This window comes from Rouxiella aceris (genome assembly GCF_012933545.1).
Classification (GTDB): Bacteria; Pseudomonadota; Gammaproteobacteria; order Enterobacterales; family Enterobacteriaceae; genus Rouxiella; species Rouxiella aceris.
In genome coordinates this window covers 246,079-264,925 of record NZ_JAADJU010000003.1, presented here as the reverse complement: position 1 = coordinate 264,925, position 18,847 = coordinate 246,079, and the positions used below count along the sequence as shown (strand labels likewise).

The following is an 18,847-nucleotide window of genomic DNA, read 5'->3' as shown; positions in this document are numbered from 1 at the left end:
TTTAGTGTGCAATGCAAAACTGGCACGACCTTCGCAAAACAGCCAGACGCGTCAGAACATTTATCGCTGCGCCACGGGATCTATTGCCCCTTTTTATCAGGAGAGAACTTATGAGCAACATTGGTATTTTTTTCGGTACCGACACCGGTAAAACACGCAAAATCGCCAAGATGATCCACAAAAAACTCGGGGATGCCGCCGATGCACCGCTGAATATCAACCGTACTTCGCTGGAAACTTTTTTGACCTACCCGGTATTAATCCTCGGCACGCCAACCCTCGGTGACGGACAATTGCCAGGTATCGAATCCGGCTGCGAAAGCGAGTCATGGCTGGAGTTTGCCCAACAGTTGGCCGGTGCCGATCTGCGCGGCAAAAAAGTGGCGCTGTTTGGCCTTGGCGATCAGGTCAGTTATCCGGACAATTTTGTCAATGCGCTGGGTGAACTCTATGATCTTATGCAGGTAGGCGGTGCGACTGTGGTTGGCAGTTGGCCGTGCGAAGGTTATGAATTTGCCTCCTCGTCGGCGCTGCAGGAAGACGATAAATTCGTTGGTCTGGTGCTCGATCACGATAATCAATATGATCTCACCGAAGCGCGTATCGACAGCTGGCTGGGAACCTTGCGCGAAGACCTGCTTTAATGGCTGGCACGTGCCGCGCAAGGCGGCACGCTGCTTAATGACTCGCCAACAGCTGTTGCAGCCATTGCCGTTGATAATATTGCTGCCGCTGCGTCTGTAACTGTTGACGCACCTGTTGCAGCGCCTGCTCGGCGGGCAGCGGTTGCGGTAAGCGGATTTGTTCACAAAGCAGCAAATGCCAGCCCAGCTCGGTTGCCGTCACCGCACTCAATTCCCCGGCTTCGAGCTGAAACAGCACGGTCTCCAGCTGCGGAAAGAGAATACCGCGCCCCACCCAGCCCATTAAGCCGCCTTCCAGCGCCGTCGGACAATGAGAATAGCGCTGCGCCAGGTCAGCAAATTTATCCCGTCCGCTGCGCAACCGTCGGGCCAGCAGTTTGATCTGCCGATCGCTGCCCGGCTGGTGCGTTTCGGCGGTGATCAGCAAATGGCGACTAAAGCGTTGCTCGGGGCGGATAAAAGCCGCCTGATGCTGGTGATAGCAGCGGGCGACTTCTTCCTCGTCTGGCCTGGGTGCCTGTTGGCTGACCCAGTCCAGTTGCTCACGCAGCAATGTTTGATGGCAGATCACCGCCTCGACTTGCTGCGCGGTTAGCGCCAGTTCCTGAAGTTCATCAGTCAACTGCTGGCGGGTATACTCACGCGCCTGATCGGTTGGCTGCAAGCCGCGCGCCTGGGCAGCCGCGACAATCGCGGTTTCCAGCCGGTGTTGCCGTTGCCAGGCGAGGAGAAAATGCTGATGCGCCTTAGTCTCACCGAGTTCCGGGTCGGTCTGCAGATGCTGCGCCAGTTTCCAGCGGCTATAATCTTGCCAGTCAGCGCCGTTCATCCTGCTTCCTCCTGCAAATACAGCGCCTGTTCAGGGACTAAAAATAGACGTTGCCCAAAGAGGACCTGGTAATAAAATCCGCGGCTCTCATGCTCGCAGGCCATCACCCGTCCGGCTTCACCGGTGGCCACTACCCGCTGGCCACCAACCACCAGTTCGCGGGTGCTGCTGACCCAGTCACCAAACTGGAAAGCCCCCGCCAGCCAGGGGGCATCACCGGCAATCAGCTCCTGTTCGCGACAACCGACGATCAAATCTTCTTCTATAAAATGCACCTGATAGATCAGCGTATCCTGCAAAAAAACGCCCCACTCCCTTACATAGCCCAGGCTGCCACGACGGATCAGCAGATCGCCGCGTGTTTTGCCGGCAAAGGTGCCGTCATCGCGCACAATCCGTGTCACTCGCACCTGCTGGTCGACCTGAAACGCCGCCTTCATGACCGTAACGCCAGCAAATCATCCCAGGGGATAAAACTGGGTTGATGACGTTGATATACCGCCAGCCCCGACTGCTCGACCAAAGGTCCGGCAATGCAGTGCTGATAACTGGCCGCCAGCAAACGCCGGGCTAACTGCCAGTCGGCGCGGGAGGGATCGTCCTGCTGGCTAAAATGCAGCGGAATGGCGGTGCTTAGTCGCTGATGAAAATCATGCAAAATATGCAGATGACGGCTGCGCACCAGTTGCGGGTCCACTTCCAACGCAAAAAAATCAAAAAAAGACTGCGCCGTGTCCAGCTCGTCCACGCCGTCTATACGGGTAAACCACTCCATTTCAGCCTCCCTGGGCCTGCAACAAAACCGGCTGAGTCAGTTGCTCGCATAGGGCGATCAGCTCATCCTCGCCAGGATTGCGTTTATGCTGCTCGGCAAAAAATTTCACCGCCTGCAGCACTGCCAACGTTTGTGGCTCATCCAGTTGATAGCCAAGACGGCTACAAATGCCGCTTACCGCCTGTCGCCCGGAATGCTTGCCCAATACCAGTCGAAACTCCCGCCCAACCAGCGCGGGTTCAATGCCCTGATAACTGCGCGGATCGCGCAGCAAGGCAGCCACATGCAGCCCCGACTCATGGGTGAATACCTGCTCGCCCACCAGCGGATGCTGAACATCGATGGTGCGACAGGCCGCCGCCGCCACCACGCGGCACAGTTCCGGCAGCTCGGTAAAATCGATGCCGCAATCGCGATCCAGACAGCGCAAAAGTGACAGCGTCACGCTTTCCAGGGCGGCATTGCCCGCCCGTTCGCCCAGGCCGAGCACGGTGGTATTTACATGGCTGGCTCCGGCTTTTACCGCCGCCAGCGTGTTGGCAGTGGCCATGCCGAGATCGTTATGGGCATGCATTTCCAGCTCGCCGCCCCAGTTTTCCCGCAGGCGGGAGATACGGGTAAAAGTGCTAAAAGGATCCAGAATGCCGAGGGTATCGGCAAAGCGCAGACGCTCAATACCCAGATCGCCAGCCACCTGAGCCAACATGCGCAAAGTGTCATCAGTAGATCGCGAGGCATCTTCACAGCCGAGACTGACGCGCAATCCCAGGCGGCGGGCCAGTTGCACCAGCGGTTTAAGTTGCGTAATCACCGCAGCCCAGGGCAGATGCAGTTTTTGCTCGCGCAGTAAATCAGAGGCAGGCACCGAGATATCCACCCAGTCCATGCCAACCCGCGAGGAGGCGCGGATCTCGGCGGCATTCAGACGACACCAGGTCATCATGGTGGTATCCGGCAACTGACGACGCAGCAGGCCAAGGCGCACACACTCCTCTTCGCCAATGGCCGGAGTGCCGACTTCCAGTTCGTTCACCCCGGCGTTGACCAATGCCTGAGCAATGGCCAGTTTTTCGCTGGCATGAAAGGCCACGCCGGGGCTTTGCTCACCGTCACGCAAGGTGGTGTCGTTAATGGTCACTGTCGGGGTGACGTTCGTTGCAGCAGGCATAATCAAACCTCCGTCAACCGTAGGTGGGGGCAAACAGGGTGCCCTCGCCGATTTGCGGTTTATCTTGCTGCCAGTAAGGCGACAAGGTGCGCAAACGGGCAACAATCGCAGGCATTTGTTGCACGACCCAGTCGATTTCCCGCTCACGGGTAAAGCGCGATAACGAGAAGCGGATACTGCCGTGCGCTGCGGTATAAGGGATATTCATCGCTCGCATCACATGGGAAGGTTCCAGCGACCCCGAAGTACAGGCGCTACCGCTCGACGCAGCAATGCCGCAGTGATTGAGCAACAGCAGAATGGCTTCGCCTTCGATAAATTCAAAAGCGATATTAAGGGTATTGGGTGTGCGCGGCTGGTTGGCTCCCATTAACAGGGCATGGGGAATGCTGCTTAGCAGACCGCTTTCCAACTGGTCGCGCAGGGCCTGCACCGAGGACATCATCGGCAAATGCACATCGGCCAGTTCGCAGGCGGCTCCCATGCCAACAATACCGGCAATATTTTCGGTACCGGCGCGGCGTCCGCGCTCCTGATGACCGCCGCGGATCAACGGCCGAAAACGGGTATTACGCCGCAGATAGAGGCAGCCGCAACCTTTGGGACCATGAATTTTATGCGCCGAACAGGAGAGCATATCGATCTCTGTAGCACGCAATGAGAGCGGAATTTTGCCGACCACCTGCACCGCATCGCAGTGAAACAAAATCCCCTGCGCATGGGCCAGGGCGGCAAGCTCCGCCACCGGAAACAGCACGCCGGTTTCGTTATTGCCCCACATCATCGACACCAGCGCCACCCGGTCGCTAAGGGCGGCGATAAACTGCTCTTTATCCAGCGCCCCTTCTGTGCTGACGCCAATGCGGTGGATCAGATAGCCCTGGCGCTCAAGATGTTCACACACTGCCAGCGTCGCCGGGTGTTCCACTGCCGAGACAATGATTTCGCGGCGCTCCGGCGCCAGGGCAATGGCCGAATAGATCGCTGTGGAGGTGGCTTCGGTGGCGCAGGAGGTGAAGATAATTTCGCTGGTATGGGCCGCACCAAGCAGACTGGCCACCTGCTCACGGGCACGTTCCAGACCGTCGCGGCTTGGCTGACCAAAATCATGAATTGACGACGGATTGCCGTAAAAATCGCGCAGATAGGGCATCATCGCCTCCAGCACCATCGGGTCGATGCGGGTGGTGGCATTATTATCCAGATAAACATTTTTCATTGTCTGTTCCTTATTAACCCATGGCTGATTCAGGCGGTGACCACCAGCATGTAACGACCCATACGTTCCACCAGCTTTTGCTGTAACCACGCCAGCGTCATATCGGTCATCATGCAACCGCTGCAACTACCGGAAAGCTCGACCGTCACCTGCTGGCCTTCTACCCGCACCAGGGTCATATCGCCGCCGTCGGCTTTGATATGCGGCCGCAATGAGGCCACCACTTCTTCTACCGCCAGCCAGTTTTCATCTTTGATCTGCTCTGGCCGGGCAACCTGGGGCGGGTGGTCCTTAAGGATCTGCATCAGGGCCAATTCAATTTTCTCGTGACAGGAGGTACAGCCGCCGCCGGCTTTGGTGTAGTTGATCACCTCTTCCAGCGTGGTTAAGCCATTGGCCACTACCGCACGGCGAATTTGCGCCTCATCGACGGCAAAGCATTTGCAGATCAGCGCGCCCTCTTCATGATCTTCATCCGGCGCTTCACCGCGGTAATGGGCGATAGCCGCCCGCAGCGCCTCCTGTCCCATCACCGAACAGTGCATTTTTTCCGGCGGCAGACCATCGAGATAGTCGGCGATTTGTTGATTGCTCACCTGCTGCGCCTGGGTCAGGCTGCGACCGATAATCAGTTCGGTGAGCGCAGAAGAGGAGGCAATGGCACTGCCACAGCCAAAAGTCTGAAAACCGGCATCGAGAATAATTTCTGTTTCCGGATCCACTTTAAGCATTAAACGCAAGGCATCGCCGCAACTGAGCGATCCGACATCGCCCACCGCGTTGGCCTGCGCCACCACTTTGGCGTTGCGCGGATTAAAAAAATGTTCTTTCACTTTCTCAGAATAATTCCACATATCTTTAACCCCATTATTTAGCGTTTTCGGGTGATGATGCACATTGCTGGCTGGCGCAATCACAGTCGGCTACCGGTAAAAACACCCGGATACCGCTGCATTGATCCTGCTCCCCGGCGGACAAGGTCGCCTGCTGTAATACCGGCCAATGGCGGGCATCGGCCAACAACCGCAGACCCTTCAGCACTTCGATATGATCCGCTGGCTGCCAGTTGGCACTCCAATGCAGTCCGACCCGAAAGCCACTGCAGGCATCGCCCGCCAGGGTCAGCCGCAGTCCGCCGCCGTCCGGCAGCAGTTGTCGCTGCAACTGCAGCAGTCGTTCAAAAACCAGGGTGTCGATAACCAGCATGATGTCGCTCCTGTTCAGGTAGCAATAACAGAGCAAATGTGATGCCAGTCACATTATTTTCTAAATCTCAACCACTTAGCACTAAATGACGGGCAAAACACGGCGCTGAATGTCGCGCTATTTGTCAGGTTTGTCATACAGATGACACAAGAGGCCTCCCGCTACTCCGCGTCATCCTCCTGCCACTGCGGTTCCGCCAGCATTTGTTCAAAACGCCGCGGATCGCGGCGGCGATGCGTAACCTGGCGCTCCGCCGCCGACCAGTGTTGCTGCGTCTGTTTTAATAATTGGGCGATATCGGTGTCTTCCGGCACTTTCACCGCCCGCACGCCAATCTGTAACAGTTGGCGAAATACTGCTTCACCAATGGCGACGCAATACAGGGTGACGCAGTCTTCCAACGCCGCCATGCGACAGGCGATCTTCTCTTCGATATGACCGGATTCGACGCTGAATTCCGCCACCCGCAGCAGTTGTACCTGCTCCTGCTTGACGCCATAGACCACCAGCCGCGGCGTGGCACCAAAATGTTGATCGACGTGATGATAATCCGAGCTGGCAAAAGCCACCTGCATTGGCCAGGCGGTAGTACTGACGGTATTGAGATAGCGATTAGCAGAGGTCATGGTCCGCCTCCATTAACAAATCCACATTAAATGCCTGCTTAAGGGGCGAGTGGTAGGCCGCCAGCAGGTGATGCTGTTGCTGCATCAGATTGGCCAGCTCAAACAGGGTATCGCGCATACCGGCATAACCCTGGCGCTGGCGGCGAAACTCACCCAGCCGATCGAACAGCGGGAAACCGGCACGCACCAGGGCAATATGGTTGTTCTCGGCCAGGCTGGCAGCGTGAGAATTGGCCACCAGCAGCGCTACCGGTTGTTTATCGAGCTGAGTCTGCAAGTCTTCGAGGTCGCCAATAATCACTTGCTCCACTGGCAATCCGGCCAGCGAAGGCTGGTTTACCGGGGCGATCACCGGTCCAACCACCATGCCCTGGCTGTGGGCAAAATCACACCAGGCCACCAGCAGATCGCCCTCGGCGGCCAGCGCAATACGCTGTGATTGCAGCCAGGTATGGCAGTCGATCATTGCATCGAGCAGTTGCCCGCGCTGACGTTCGATCCAGGCGGGCACTTCACGGCCGGATATCTGTTGCAGATGCTGCACCAGGCTATCGACCTGTTCGAGGGTCATCAGATGCGGCAGGTTTAGCGACAGGCCGCGACTGCGCATGGCCATCAGGCTGGCGGCGCAGTTAAGAGAGCGGCCAACGGTAATGGTGCTCAGACTCTGTCCCATCTGTTCAATCATGCGCACCGAGGTGCCCCCCTGGGTTACCGGATGGAAATCGCCGTTGGCCAGATGGCCGTCGAGGGATAACGACAAATCCGGCAAGATCACCGGTTGCAGACCAAAAGCCTCAACGTAGCTGCGCAGCAGTTCCAGATCTCCCGGCGTCAGCAGATGACTGAGCAGCAGGTTGACCCGTTTATTGCGCATACCGGTCGGTGGCTGTTCTGGCATCCATTGTACGATCACGCTTTCCAGCAGCGCGCTGTAGCCGTTTTCCAGCGACCCGTAAAAGTCCGGGGTATTGACGGTAACAATGGCGATATGCTGAAAGCGCGGCTCCAGTTCCCGAAACTCGCGCAGTGCCTGCGTCAAATCACTGCCCTGGGCTTCTGACAGGCCGGTACTGAGGATAACAATGGCTTTTGGGCTGCTGCGCTGACATAGGGTGGTCAGCGCCGTGCGGATATTGCCATCGGCCCCCATAATGGTGGTGGTTGACTCCATCGCCGTAGACTGCAGCGGGACAGGCTCATGAAAATGCTGAATAAAAAACACTTTGGCAAAGGCACTACATCCCTGGGCACCGTGCACCAGAGGAATACAGCTATCCAGCCCCTGACTGGCGAGGATCGCCCCCAGCGGTTGTCCACTTTTGATCGGTGCAGTGGCAAGGGGTTTGGTGTTACGCACAATTTGAGCCATAAAGAGTCTCCGATAAAAGGTCAAGCAACGGGTATCAGCGATAAAATACGTTTAACGCCAGGGGGCCTGGGCGGTCACCTGTGACCAGATCGGGCTTTCCATGGTCAAACACAATTGCTGCGCCAGATTAAGCAGGCCCGGATAACCGGCAAAGGCGTGCTCACGCTCCTGGTTGATATCCAGAAACGGCAGTCGGGCCTTATAGGCGGTGTACATATTGCGGCCACCGGCGATCATAATGTCGGCACCAAAGCGATAGAGGGTATCGAGCAGCGTGCGGGCATTGCCTTCGTCCAGCATCAGCACCTCTTCGCCCATCAATTCACGAATGCGCTGTTTGTCCTCTTCAGTGGATTTTCGCGTGCCGGTAGCGACGACTGTCATCCCCAAATCTTGTAATGCCGAGACGATCGACCAGGATTTCACCCCACCGGTATAGAGCAGCGCCTTGCGGCCCTTTAACCTGGCGCGGTAGGGTGCCAGTTGCTGATTGATCGCCAGCTCTTCCCGCGCAATCAGCTGTTCGGTGCGCTGCTGCAAATCTTCGTCCTTCAGCAATGCCGCCAGCGCGCGCAGTGAGTCTGCCATCGATCGCAGTCCATAGAAGCTGCCTTCAAACCACGGGATCTGATAGCGCTGTTCCATTTGGCGGGCAACATTGATCAATGCCCGCGAGCAGACCAGCATGCTGGCTTCGGCGCGGTGCATAGTCTGGATCTCGGCGAAGCGGGCATCTCCCGACAGGCTGCACAGCACGCGGATCCCCAGCTCATCGAGCAGCGGCAACACCTGCCAGAACTCACCGGCGATATTAAATTCGCCAATCAAGCTGATGTTATGCCGGTGCGCCACGGGAATTGCCGAGTCCTGCGGCCAGGGGGCCGGCTCGCGTTGACCAATCACCTGCTTGAGCATGACTTCACCGGCAATACGGTTACCGAGATTCTTGCTGCCGTAAAACCCGGCGGCATCCACCGAGATCACCGGCACGCCAGCGGCCACCGAGGCGGCGCGACACACGGCTTCGACGTCGTCGCCTTCCATCGCCGGTACGCAGGTGTTGTAAATAAACACCGCCGCCGGATGATAGCGGCTGACAATATGCTGCACGGCATGGAACAGCCGGCGCTCGCCGCGGCCCATAATCACATCCTGTTCATTGAGATCGGTGGTAAATCCCATGCGGTTGATGGCAGGACCGGAACTGCGGCTGCCACGGTTATCCCAGGAGCTGCCGGTACAACCAATCGGGCCATGTACCAGATGCGCCACATCGGCCACCGGCAGCAAGGCGATTTGCGCGCCGTCAAAGGCGCAGCCGCCCACCGTGGCACCCGGTTTGGGGACGCTGCAACCTGATTTCTGCTTATGGTTATGCTCACAGGCTGGCTCCTGAAACAGGGCCAGTATCTCTTTAGCCTTCATCGCAACCTCGTCATGACATTAAGTATCAAGGGAGAAGTTGCAAGGGACAGGCCATATTTTAGATGATGATTTATAAGGAGATTTTTTTGTCGTTTTTATAACAAAGGAGACAATTGGCGCAGGGGTGACAATCAAGGACGGGGCACAGGGCGCGCCCCGCCGGGGAGATTAACTGAACAGACGGTTTTCCAGCGGATTATCTTTCCCTAACCGACGGGCCAGCCAGGGGGGCATATGTTCGCTGAGCATCCGTTGCAGCGCTGCCAGTTGGGCATTAATGCTGACACCGGGCAGTACTTTTACCGGATGGATATTATGGCGGATCACCCGCGCCGCAGCCGGTCCGCCAATAGTTTCGCAAAACAGCAGATGGCAATCATTAACCAACATGGCGCGCACCTCATTGGCCTCCTCGCCGGCGAGGATTTCGGGGGTACGTCGCATCGCCATCAAATAGGCACCGCTGGCATCAAAGGCATAAATAAAGAACAAGCGCGATTGACCAAAATGGCCGTTAACCGTCAGGCCATCCTGTGAGCAGAAGGCGACCCGCAGCTGCTGCGGCTGCTGACGGTTGGTCAACGGGGTCAGATGCGGCGGCAGCTCACCCTGCAAGCAGCCCATCAGCGCCTGCCAGCGGTGCAGCGTCATCAACTGGGTATCGCCAGGAAAACTGGCCTGTAGCTGTTGCAGGCTGAGAGATTGCAGTCGCGACAGCCCTATCGCCTGTTGCTCCTGGCCCTGGTTAAGCCAGGCCAGCACTTCCGGCGGCGACATCTCGGGCAACAGTTGCATTACCGCAAACAGGCGCCAAAACAGCAGATCGTCTTTTGACATCACATTTACTCCTTTCAGTATTCTGAACGAGTGGCACGCAGGCTGACAGGAAAGCGCGGAATGGCAGGCTGTGGCGCAATATAATAGGCTTTGCCGCCTTCGAGACTGATGCGCCCGCCCCAGCATTCCGGCAGGTTATGTTCCAGCTCCAGCACTTTGGCTTCCAAATCCTGTTTGGCGATATAACAATAAAGACTGTTGTCTCGCAGGCGAAAAATGACCATCGGCATAAGCAGCTCCGGTTAATCCCGGCGTGTTGACCACGCCGGGAACGGGTTAGCGAATAAGATCGAAGTTGTAATCGGTTTTACCCAATTTCATGGTTTCGCGATCCAGTTGTTCCAGCACCGCGTTCACCAACTGCGTCAGAATGCTCATTGCCCCTTCATAGCCCCAGGTGGTTTGACGATGCAAATGATGGCGATCGAAAATCGGAAAACCGATGCGGATCAACGGCACTTCAAACTGTTCGCCCTTGGCCAGGGTGTCACGCTGGATAAATTTGCCGTAGGAGTTGCCAATCATAAAGTCCGGTTTACGGGTAAACATCAGCGAACGGAAATGCCACAGATCGCAGTTGACGTAAACTTCGCTCTCCTGACCGTATGGCGAGTCGGCCAACATTTTCTTCATCGCCTTTTGCCAGCGCTTGTTGCCGTTATGGCTAAGTACAGTGATCGGCTCCGCCCCCAGTTCCAGCAAAAAGGCAGTCATCCCCAACACAAAATCCGGGTCGCCATACAGGCCAAAACGCTTGCCGTGCAGCCAGGTGTGTGAATCGAGCATCATATCCACCAGCCGACCGCGTTCCAGCGTCAGCGCATCGGCAATAGGTTTGCCGGTCAGTTCGCTAATGGCCATCAGCAAGGCGTCGGTTGCCGCCAGACCGATCGGCACATTTAGCGGCGTGGCGGGCTGATGCCAGTTTTCCTGCACCACTTTTTTGGTTTTCTGCAACTGCCACGGCTGCAATAACAGGGTATCGATAGCATTGGGTGCCTCGATCATCTCCTGCTGGGTAGTGCCACCGGCATACATGCGATAGTGGCCGTCTGACGGGGTATCCAGCACTTCTGACGGATCCGACAGCAGACTGCATTCCACCCCCATCTGATCCATCATGCGGCGGATCACCCGGTAGTTACCGAGATAGGTTTCAAAGCCAGTGACCACGTTCAGTTTTTGCAGACTGCCCACCTGGTAGGTGCGCTTGGCATCGCTGGTAAAGGTGCGGGCAAAGCCCTCAAACATATTGTCCCAGCCGGTAACATGGCTGCCCAGAAAGCTCGGCGTATGGGCATAAGGGATCGGCATATTGGCATCTACAAAGCCGTCTTTTTGCGCGTTACCGATAAAGGCCCGTAAATCGTCGCCGATAACTTCGGCCATACAGGTGGTAGAAACGGCAATAATTTCCGGCTTATACAAGGCGCTGGCATTTTCCAGACCGATATTCATATTGTTGTTGCCGCCAAACACCGCGGCGTCTTCGGTCATTGAGTCGGAGACGCAGGCAATAGGTTCTTTAAAGTGGCGGTTAAAATAGGTGCGAAAATAGGCCACGCAGCCTTGTGAACCATGGACATAAGGCAAGGTTTTGGCAAAGCCCAGTGCGCACAACACTGCCCCTAAAGGCTGGCAGGCTTTGGCCGGATCGACAGTCAGCGCTTCACGCTTAAAGTTGAGATCCTGATATTCTTGCGTAGTGGTCCAGGCAAACACTTCGCGGACTTTAGCCTCATCATGGGCTTCTTCCAGCGCGCGTTTATTGCTGAACATGGTCTGGTATTCATCCTGCTCAAACAGCGGATAGCAGGGGGTCGGGGCTTGAAGATCTTGACTCATCGTATTCTCCTTCCGCGCCACAAATCGGTGGACTGGCGGAATATCTGCGGGCCGACTCAGGCCGTTTTTAACCAAGGGGCGGTCAGTTGGTTCCAGCCTGGATTGTTCAGCGTCATATCCATATCGCGGGCAAAAATGCCAAAACCGTCATAGCCATGATAAGGACCGGAATAATCCCAGGAGTGCATCTGGCGGAACGGCACACCCATTTTCTGGAAAATATATTTTTCCTTGATGCCTGAGCCGACCAGATCCGGTTTCAGCGCTTTGACAAAGGCTTCCAGCTCATAGCTGCTGAGATCGTCAAACAGTAAGGTGCCCTCTTTCAGCATCGGCAACGTGCGATCAAAATCGTCGTTATGACCAAATTCGTAGCCAGTACCGATGATCTCCATCCCCAGGTCTTCGTAGGCACCAATAATATGGCGCGGGCGCAGACCACCGAGGTACAGCAGCACTTTTTTGCCTTCCAGACGCGGACGGTATTTATCGATCACCGCCTGGGTCTGCTGCTGATAACGCTCGATCACCGCTTCGGCATTTTTCTGGATGGTTTCATCAAAGCGTTCGGCAATTTTGCGCAGTGACTCGGCGATTTTGGTTGGGCCGAAGAAGTTGTACTCCATCCACGGAATACCGTGTTTCTCTTCCATATGGCGGGAGATATAGTTCATTGAGCGGTAACAGTGCACCAGATTGAGCGCCACTTTCGGCGTGTTCTCCATCTCTACCAGCGTACCGTCACCGGACCACTGTGCCACGACGCGCAGCCCCATTTCTTCGAGCAGAATGCGTGACGCCCAGGCATCACCGCCGATGTTATAGTCACCGATAATGGCGACGTCATAGGGAGTAGTGGCAAAACTGTCCCCTTCGCGGTTATCCAGCACCCAGTCGCGGATCACATCGTTGGCGATATGGTGGCCGAGAGACTGTGATACGCCGCGAAAACCTTCGCAACGCACCGGTACCACAGGTTTACCAATTTTGGCGCTGCTGGCCTTGGCCACCGCCGAAATATCGTCACCAATCAGCCCTACCGGACATTCGGACTGCACCGAAATCCCCTTGGTTAACGGGAACAGCATCTCCAGTTCGTCGATCAGTTTGTCGAGTTTTTTATCCCCGCCAAACACAATGTCGCGTTCCTGAAAGTCACTGGTAAAGTTCAGGGTGCCAAAGCTATTGATACCGCTCCAGCCGGTATAGTAGTTACGGCGACCGGCACGGGAATATTGCCCGCAGCCGATAGGCCCGTGGGAGATATGCGCCATATCCTTGATCGGCCCAAATACCACCCCTTTCGAACCGGCATAGGCACAGCCACGCACCGTCATTACGCCGGGCTGCGACTTGCGGTTGGAGACAATACATTTGCCCACCGATTCCATTTCCGGATCGGTGACCATCATATGTTTCTGACGATCTTTGCGCGCTTTTTCCGGGAATATCTCCAGCACTTCCTGGATCAGCGCCTCATTGCGTTCACGTGTTTCACTGGTCATAACGACTCCACTGCTTGCCTGAAAAGGTGCACACACCCGAAGGTCTGTGCATCTCTGGGGTTATTGCACAGAACTCAGACCTCTTCGGCGGCAGTGCGGCCGACAATGGTCAGATCTTCTTCTTCCATAATGCCGAACTCCATTAACAAGGCTTCGAGTTCGTCCATGGTCACTGGGGTCGGAACCACCATTTTGGTGTTGTTGACAATCTTGTTGGCCAGGGCACGGTACTGATCGGCCTGGGCGCAAGTCGGATCATATTCAATCACCGTCATACGACGAATTTCGGCGCGCTGTACGATATTGTCGCGAGGTACAAAGTGGATCATCTGCGTGCCCAGTTTTTCGGCCAGCGCAATAATCAACTCGTCTTCACGATCGGTCTGCCGCGAGTTACAAATCAACCCGGCCAGTCGCACCTTGCCGGACTTGGCGTATTTCACAATGCCCTTGGAAATATTGTTGGCGGCATACATCGCCATCATTTCGCCAGAGCAGACGATATAGATCTCTTGCGCTTTATTTTCGCGGATTGGCATGGCGAAACCGCCACAGACAACGTCACCCAAGACGTCGTAAAAGACAAAGTCCAGATCCGGAACATAGGCCCCTTCCTCTTCGAGGAAGTTAATGGCGGTGATCACCCCGCGACCGGCACAGCCGACGCCTGGCTCCGGGCCGCCTGATTCTGCACAGCGCACGCCGCCGTAGCCGATTTGCATCACATCTTCCAGTTCGAGGTCTTCCACCGAACCGACTTCTGCAGCCATTTCCATAATGGTGTTCTGCGCTTTGGCATGCAGAATCAACCTGGTTGAGTCAGCCTTGGGATCGCAGCCGACAATCATCACTTTCTTGTTCATTTCGGCCAGAGCCGCGACAAGGTTTTGAGTGGTGGTAGATTTACCAATCCCCCCCTTGCCGTAGATTGCACATTGACGCATTGCCATCGTTTTCTCTCCTGGTAGTGTCAGTTGACTCCTTGGTAAGTGCAGGCTTTGTACCAGGATGCCAGAATTACTATCCTATTGAATAATATGTTATTTTAATTATTTGCCGCGCCAAAATTAGAGGCAGAGAGAACAATCCGCGTACAGATTGTTGTAAAACAAACAACAACACGACGGCCAACAGCGACCGTATGCCAACTCGCGACAGCAACAGGCCACCTGCCACGTGCTGTATAAGCGGATCGAGAAAAAGCTGCATTTTGTGTATAATGAGCGGAATTATGGTCATTACATCAGGCAGATATCTTTAACTGACTGATTATCAAGATATTAAGGTGAGATAAAACATGGGATTCAAATGCGGTATCGTGGGCCTGCCGAACGTCGGTAAATCAACACTGTTCAATGCGCTGACCAAAGCGGGTATCGAAGCAGCAAACTTCCCGTTCTGCACCATTGAGCCTAATACAGGTGTGGTCCCAATGCCTGATCCGCGCCTCGACAAGCTGGCCGAGATCGTTAAACCGCAGCGTATTCTGCCTACTACCATGGAATTTGTTGATATCGCCGGTCTGGTAAAAGGCGCGTCGAAAGGCGAAGGCCTGGGTAACCAGTTTCTGACCAATATCCGTGAAACCGAAGCCATCGGCCACGTGGTACGTTGTTTTGAAAACGACAACATCATCCACGTAAACAACAAAGTCGATCCGGTTGATGATATCGAGGTGATCAACACCGAGCTGGCCCTGTCAGATCTCGAAACCTGTGAACGCGCCATTCATCGTGTGCAGAAAAAAGCCAAAGGCGGCGATAAAGACGCAAAAGCCGAGCTTGAAGCTCTGGAAAAATGCCTGCCACAGCTGGAACAGGCTGGTATGCTGCGCGCGCTGAATTTGAGCGAAGAAGACAAAGCGGCAATCCGCTACCTGAGCTTCCTGACGCTGAAACCGACCATGTATATCGCCAACGTTAACGAAGACGGTTTTGAAAATAACCCGTACCTTGACCAGGTTCGCGCGATTGCCGAAGCCGAAGGTTCAGTGGTTGTTGCCGTTTGTGCCGCGGTTGAATCGGATATCGCCGAACTCGACGATGGCGATCGCGAAGAGTTTATGGCTGAGTTGGGTATTGAAGAACCCGGTCTGAACCGCGTGATCCGCGCCGGTTATGAGCTGCTGAATCTGCAAACCTACTTCACCGCCGGGGTTAAAGAAGTCCGCGCCTGGACCATCCCTGTTGGCGCTACCGCACCGCAGGCCGCCGGTAAGATCCATACTGACTTTGAGAAAGGTTTTATCCGCGCCCAGACCATCGCCTACGAAGACTTTATTACCTTTAAAGGTGAGCAAGGGGCAAAAGAAGCCGGCAAGATGCGCTCAGAAGGCAAAGAGTATGTGGTTAAAGATGGCGATGTGATGAACTTTTTGTTCAACGTCTGATTCGCTGCTGCTGTCTTATGAGATGTCACTGAATCGCATAAAGACTGACAAACCCCATAAAATCCACGCAACCGCGTGGATTTTTGTTTTAATCGGTAAGCTCCCATCAGAGAGATCACCCCACACCAGGTTCTTTAAATTCTTCAGGAAACTGCTAAACGAGGAGCACCGTCTGTTGCCGCTGAAGCCCGCCGCACTGTTTCATCCGTTTTCGAGTTGGCAGTGGCAACGCTTAGAGCTGATAGTGATCCTGTCTGGCCTGTGCGCAAGGCCCTTCCGGCCGGTCAGACACAGCACAAACAGGCATTGAATCCACAGCAAATCGGAAAGTTATTAAGCTGTTTTGACAATAGTTGTGGCTCAACCAGGTTAACTATTGCATGTGGCTTATGTGGTGGACATTAGCGCGTCCTGCAGAAGCCACCTAAGCGGAATGGGCAGAATTCGATCTTGATAACGCCCTGAGGTCCATTCCGGCAGCGCGGATGAAAGCCCGAAGAGAACACGTTATTTCTCTCCCCTTTCAAGCAGTCATAATGCTCAGAACACTACAGGGACTAACCGGGCATCGGCAGCACCTTTTCCCGCGCAGAGACAATCCGCTAGGTCCAATGACATCGCACTCGCTGCGCCAGCTACTTAAAAGCCTCGGATGGAGTGGCATTTATAGTCCCCATGCTACCAGAACTACAGGAAGTACGCGTTTAAACGAAATGGGCTATCGACCTGATGCTATTGAAGCTCAGCTTGCGCACGCGGATACCAACAATGTTCGCCGCACTTACAACCATGCAACTTATCTTGCTGAGCGTGAAGTGATGATGCAGGAATGGGCAGATAAGCTTGATGGGGGGTACGCACTCACATTAGTGTTGATGCTTCGTAAACAATGATGCATTGGTGTGTTCATGCTGATAAATAAAAATTATTTCAATAAAATAAGAAAAAACTACGTTTCAGCCTACACTTTTATAACCACCTGATTTTAAGAGTATTGTTGCGTCTCTCGCTGAAAGTTATACTTTCATTTCCACCAGTCACCATTCCCGAGCGTACTCATGAACCGATACCATGTTTCCAGCAGCGAAGGCCAGTATGAGAAAGATTCTGGCGAACAGGTTTTGGCTAATAAACTTGGGATTGCCGATGCTGACGAAATCGATGATGCCGAACTGGTGCTACTAGAGCAGCTCTATCAATCTGTTTTTGAAGAACACTTTCCGCTAGGGCAACTCACCGTTGAAATGCTGAAAAGCTGGCACCATCGCTGGTTAGGCAACATCTATGAATGGGCAGGACAGGAAAGGACGGTCAATATCAGCAAAGGCGGCTTTATGTTTGCCCCCTCAGCACAAGTGCCCAAACTGCTGAACGATTTCGATGTGAAATATCTCGCCCGCTACACACCATGTACGGAGATGAGCAAAGAACAGTTGACTGAAGCTATCGCAATAACCCATGTGGAGCTAATACTCATCCATCCTTTCAGAGAAGGAAATGGGCGTTTGTCGCGGCTATTAGCCGATGTGATGGCGGTTCAGGCTGGATGCAAACCGCTGGATTATCAAAGCTGGGAGCAGAACAAAACCCAGTATATCTCGGCTATTCACGCAGGTATGTCAATGGACTACGAGCCGATGAAACATTGGGTCAGTGAAGCATTAAGAAGGGATTAAACCGCAAGACGTAAATGGGAGAATTTTTTGCGCGTGGCTTCAAGGGAAGCTTCGATCTTCGCAGAGGACTGCCCTGTTTCGACAGCCGTAGATGTCACCACTGAGCGAACAATGTCAGCACGAGAGGGCTTAGCGTAGCTTGCCTGAGTTTTTTTGGTGTTGCTCATTGTTACTCCTGAAAGCAGAATCTGGGAGGACATTCATCGAACAAACATTATACCAAAATTTCCAGGCGAATTCACTCAATGCCTTGTTAATGAGCATAAGCGAACTACCTGGGACACCTTAGGATAAAGGATGCAAAGCAGTTTTGTTGCGGCAAACGAGGCGCTATTCGGGTCCGGAATGCGCCTCGAAAAACACGCTGGGTATTATTTTACCGTAACCTGTCCGTTCATAAGTAGAGGGATGAGCATGTTGCGTAGTGTGGTGAGTTGCTGATTTTCTTTTGTCAACAATTCAATTTTTGTAAAAGCCGGCTCTATTTTTTTCGCATATTATTATCCTTCAAAAATACGTCACGGCAGACATCCCTGACGGTGCGTCCGGCTTCGACAGACTCCAGAACGGCAATAATGATCTGGTGCTCGGTGAATCGGACTTTACGCATGGCGATCTCCTTAGGAAGACAGAATCAGTATGTCAGAAGATCTCTAAAAATGAATAGGCCGGTTTGCAGGGATGCTTACATTACGATTTAGTTATTAAAAAAAACGCCCCCTTTTGAGGAGCGTGAGCCAGTAAAATTGACGTCAAGTGAGGGTTTAACAAGTGGAGTTGTGGGTTAATTCTGAGGTACCTGACTACTGTGCTCTTCAGCTTGTTGTTGATGTGCATTAGAGGATTTCCCATTATTTGTACTCTGATGCGCAACAGCCGCTTTCTCATGTTCATTCATATCAGAGAATGGCTTAGTAGTATCGGTGGTCGTGGCTGGTTTGGTTTTCAACATTTTCTTATGCATTCCGGCCATGCCCTGATGTGCGGCTGATTTATTATTTTTCATCATTTCATGCGACACGACAGCTTGCTCATGTTCATTCATGTCCATCATTTTCATACTGTCCCCCTGGATGTTGCTTTTTTCAGAAGAAGATTGCATCTGATGGGTTGGAGCCTGGGCATTATTTACCTGTTCATGTATGTTAGTCGTTTCAGCGGCCCAGGAAGACGAAGCAAAGACCATAACAGCAGCAAGTGATATAAGGATTTTTTTCATAATTTGTTCTCCGGCGAAATAATTAACACATATCATCGATGCGTTAATGTGAATAATAAGGACTGTTTGATATATTCAAGAGTTCAAGTGAAATTTTTTCTCACTGCATTCC

Annotated in this window: 20 protein-coding genes and 2 pseudogenes; 4 read left to right on the top strand and 18 right to left on the bottom strand. The window is 54.0% G+C overall.

The window, feature by feature from the left end:
* The first annotated feature begins 110 nt into the window (after positions 1-110).
* The gene (locus tag GW590_RS07245; protein WP_169402340.1) at positions 111-644 is read left to right on the top strand and encodes a flavodoxin; all 534 of its coding nucleotides are present in this window, start codon (positions 111-113) and stop codon (positions 642-644) included.
* Between the two features lie 34 nt (positions 645-678).
* On the opposite strand, the gene nifM is transcribed toward GW590_RS07245, so the two are convergent.
* From nifM to nifH, 15 genes are all read right to left on the bottom strand, one after another.
* On the bottom strand, positions 679-1,473 hold the full coding sequence (gene nifM / locus GW590_RS07240) for a nitrogen fixation protein NifM (protein WP_169402339.1): 795 nt from the start codon (positions 1,471-1,473) through the stop codon (positions 679-681).
* Positions 1,470-1,913, bottom strand: a complete 444-nt coding sequence (locus GW590_RS07235) for a nitrogen fixation protein NifZ (RefSeq protein WP_169402338.1) — start codon at positions 1,911-1,913, stop codon at positions 1,470-1,472. The genes nifM and GW590_RS07235 overlap by 4 nt, the downstream gene beginning before the upstream one ends.
* The gene (locus tag GW590_RS07230; protein WP_169402337.1) at positions 1,910-2,248 is read right to left on the bottom strand and encodes a nitrogenase-stabilizing/protective protein NifW; all 339 of its coding nucleotides are present in this window, start codon (positions 2,246-2,248) and stop codon (positions 1,910-1,912) included. The genes GW590_RS07235 and GW590_RS07230 overlap by 4 nt, the downstream gene beginning before the upstream one ends.
* 1 nt (position 2,249) lies before the next feature.
* Positions 2,250-3,416, bottom strand: a complete 1,167-nt coding sequence (nifV, locus tag GW590_RS07225) for a homocitrate synthase (RefSeq protein WP_169402336.1) — start codon at positions 3,414-3,416, stop codon at positions 2,250-2,252.
* Between the two features lie 13 nt (positions 3,417-3,429).
* Positions 3,430-4,635, bottom strand: a complete 1,206-nt coding sequence (gene nifS / locus GW590_RS07220; protein WP_169402335.1) for a cysteine desulfurase NifS — start codon at positions 4,633-4,635, stop codon at positions 3,430-3,432.
* 29 nt (positions 4,636-4,664) lie between these two features.
* Positions 4,665-5,489 carry a Fe-S cluster assembly protein NifU gene (nifU, locus tag GW590_RS07215; protein WP_169402334.1) on the bottom strand — a complete coding sequence of 275 codons (825 nt, stop codon included), beginning with the start codon at positions 5,487-5,489 and terminating at the stop codon, positions 4,665-4,667.
* A 13-nt stretch (positions 5,490-5,502) separates the two neighbouring features.
* Complete coding sequence (locus GW590_RS07210; RefSeq protein ID WP_169402333.1) at positions 5,503-5,841, bottom strand: hypothetical protein; 339 nt, start codon at positions 5,839-5,841, stop codon at positions 5,503-5,505.
* A gap of 161 nt (positions 5,842-6,002) precedes the next feature.
* Positions 6,003-6,467 (bottom strand): NifB/NifX family molybdenum-iron cluster-binding protein, encoded by a 465-nt coding sequence (locus GW590_RS07205; RefSeq protein WP_169402332.1) that lies wholly within the window; start codon positions 6,465-6,467, stop codon positions 6,003-6,005.
* Positions 6,454-7,839 (bottom strand): nitrogenase iron-molybdenum cofactor biosynthesis protein NifN, encoded by a 1,386-nt coding sequence (gene nifN / locus GW590_RS07200; protein WP_169402331.1) that lies wholly within the window; start codon positions 7,837-7,839, stop codon positions 6,454-6,456. The genes GW590_RS07205 and nifN overlap by 14 nt, the downstream gene beginning before the upstream one ends.
* 51 nt (positions 7,840-7,890) lie before the next feature.
* Positions 7,891-9,264, bottom strand: a complete 1,374-nt coding sequence (gene nifE, locus GW590_RS07195) for a nitrogenase iron-molybdenum cofactor biosynthesis protein NifE (RefSeq protein ID WP_169402330.1) — start codon at positions 9,262-9,264, stop codon at positions 7,891-7,893.
* Positions 9,265-9,432: 168 nt separating this feature from the next.
* Entirely contained in the window at positions 9,433-10,101 is a 669-nt protein-coding gene (locus tag GW590_RS07190) for a NifB/NifX family molybdenum-iron cluster-binding protein (RefSeq protein WP_169402329.1), read from the bottom strand.
* 14 nt (positions 10,102-10,115) lie between these two features.
* Positions 10,116-10,331, bottom strand: coding sequence for a putative nitrogen fixation protein NifT (gene nifT, locus GW590_RS07185; protein WP_169402328.1), 216 nt, complete (start codon positions 10,329-10,331; stop codon positions 10,116-10,118).
* A 46-nt stretch (positions 10,332-10,377) separates the two neighbouring features.
* Complete coding sequence (nifK, locus tag GW590_RS07180; protein ID WP_169402327.1) at positions 10,378-11,946, bottom strand: nitrogenase molybdenum-iron protein subunit beta; 1,569 nt, start codon at positions 11,944-11,946, stop codon at positions 10,378-10,380.
* A gap of 56 nt (positions 11,947-12,002) precedes the next feature.
* On the bottom strand, positions 12,003-13,451 hold the full coding sequence (gene nifD / locus GW590_RS07175) for a nitrogenase molybdenum-iron protein alpha chain (RefSeq protein WP_169402326.1): 1,449 nt from the start codon (positions 13,449-13,451) through the stop codon (positions 12,003-12,005).
* Positions 13,452-13,525: 74 nt separating this feature from the next.
* Complete coding sequence (gene nifH, locus GW590_RS07170) at positions 13,526-14,401, bottom strand: nitrogenase iron protein (RefSeq protein WP_169402325.1); 876 nt, start codon at positions 14,399-14,401, stop codon at positions 13,526-13,528.
* A gap of 347 nt (positions 14,402-14,748) precedes the next feature.
* On the opposite strand from nifH, the gene ychF reads away from it, so the two are divergent.
* From ychF to GW590_RS07155, 3 genes and pseudogenes are all read left to right on the top strand, one after another.
* Entirely contained in the window at positions 14,749-15,840 is a 1,092-nt protein-coding gene (gene ychF, locus GW590_RS07165) for a redox-regulated ATPase YchF (protein ID WP_169402324.1), read from the top strand.
* A gap of 102 nt (positions 15,841-15,942) precedes the next feature.
* Positions 15,943-16,733, top strand: a pseudogene (locus GW590_RS07160) (tyrosine-type recombinase/integrase); the annotation flags it as partial.
* Positions 16,734-16,898: 165 nt separating this feature from the next.
* Positions 16,899-17,516 carry a Fic/DOC family protein gene (locus GW590_RS07155; RefSeq protein WP_169402323.1) on the top strand — a complete coding sequence of 206 codons (618 nt, stop codon included), beginning with the start codon at positions 16,899-16,901 and terminating at the stop codon, positions 17,514-17,516.
* Here the strand turns inward: GW590_RS07155 and GW590_RS07150 are convergent.
* From GW590_RS07150 to GW590_RS07140, 3 genes and pseudogenes are all read right to left on the bottom strand, one after another.
* Positions 17,513-17,683, bottom strand: coding sequence for a hypothetical protein (locus GW590_RS07150; protein WP_169402322.1), 171 nt, complete (start codon positions 17,681-17,683; stop codon positions 17,513-17,515). The genes GW590_RS07155 and GW590_RS07150 overlap by 4 nt on opposite strands.
* A 335-nt stretch (positions 17,684-18,018) precedes the next feature.
* Positions 18,019-18,126 (bottom strand): annotated as a pseudogene (locus GW590_RS07145) (transposase); the annotation flags it as partial.
* A 174-nt stretch (positions 18,127-18,300) separates the two neighbouring features.
* Positions 18,301-18,735 (bottom strand): copper-binding protein, encoded by a 435-nt coding sequence (locus tag GW590_RS07140; protein WP_169402320.1) that lies wholly within the window; start codon positions 18,733-18,735, stop codon positions 18,301-18,303.
* Positions 18,736-18,847: the final 112 nt, after the last annotated feature.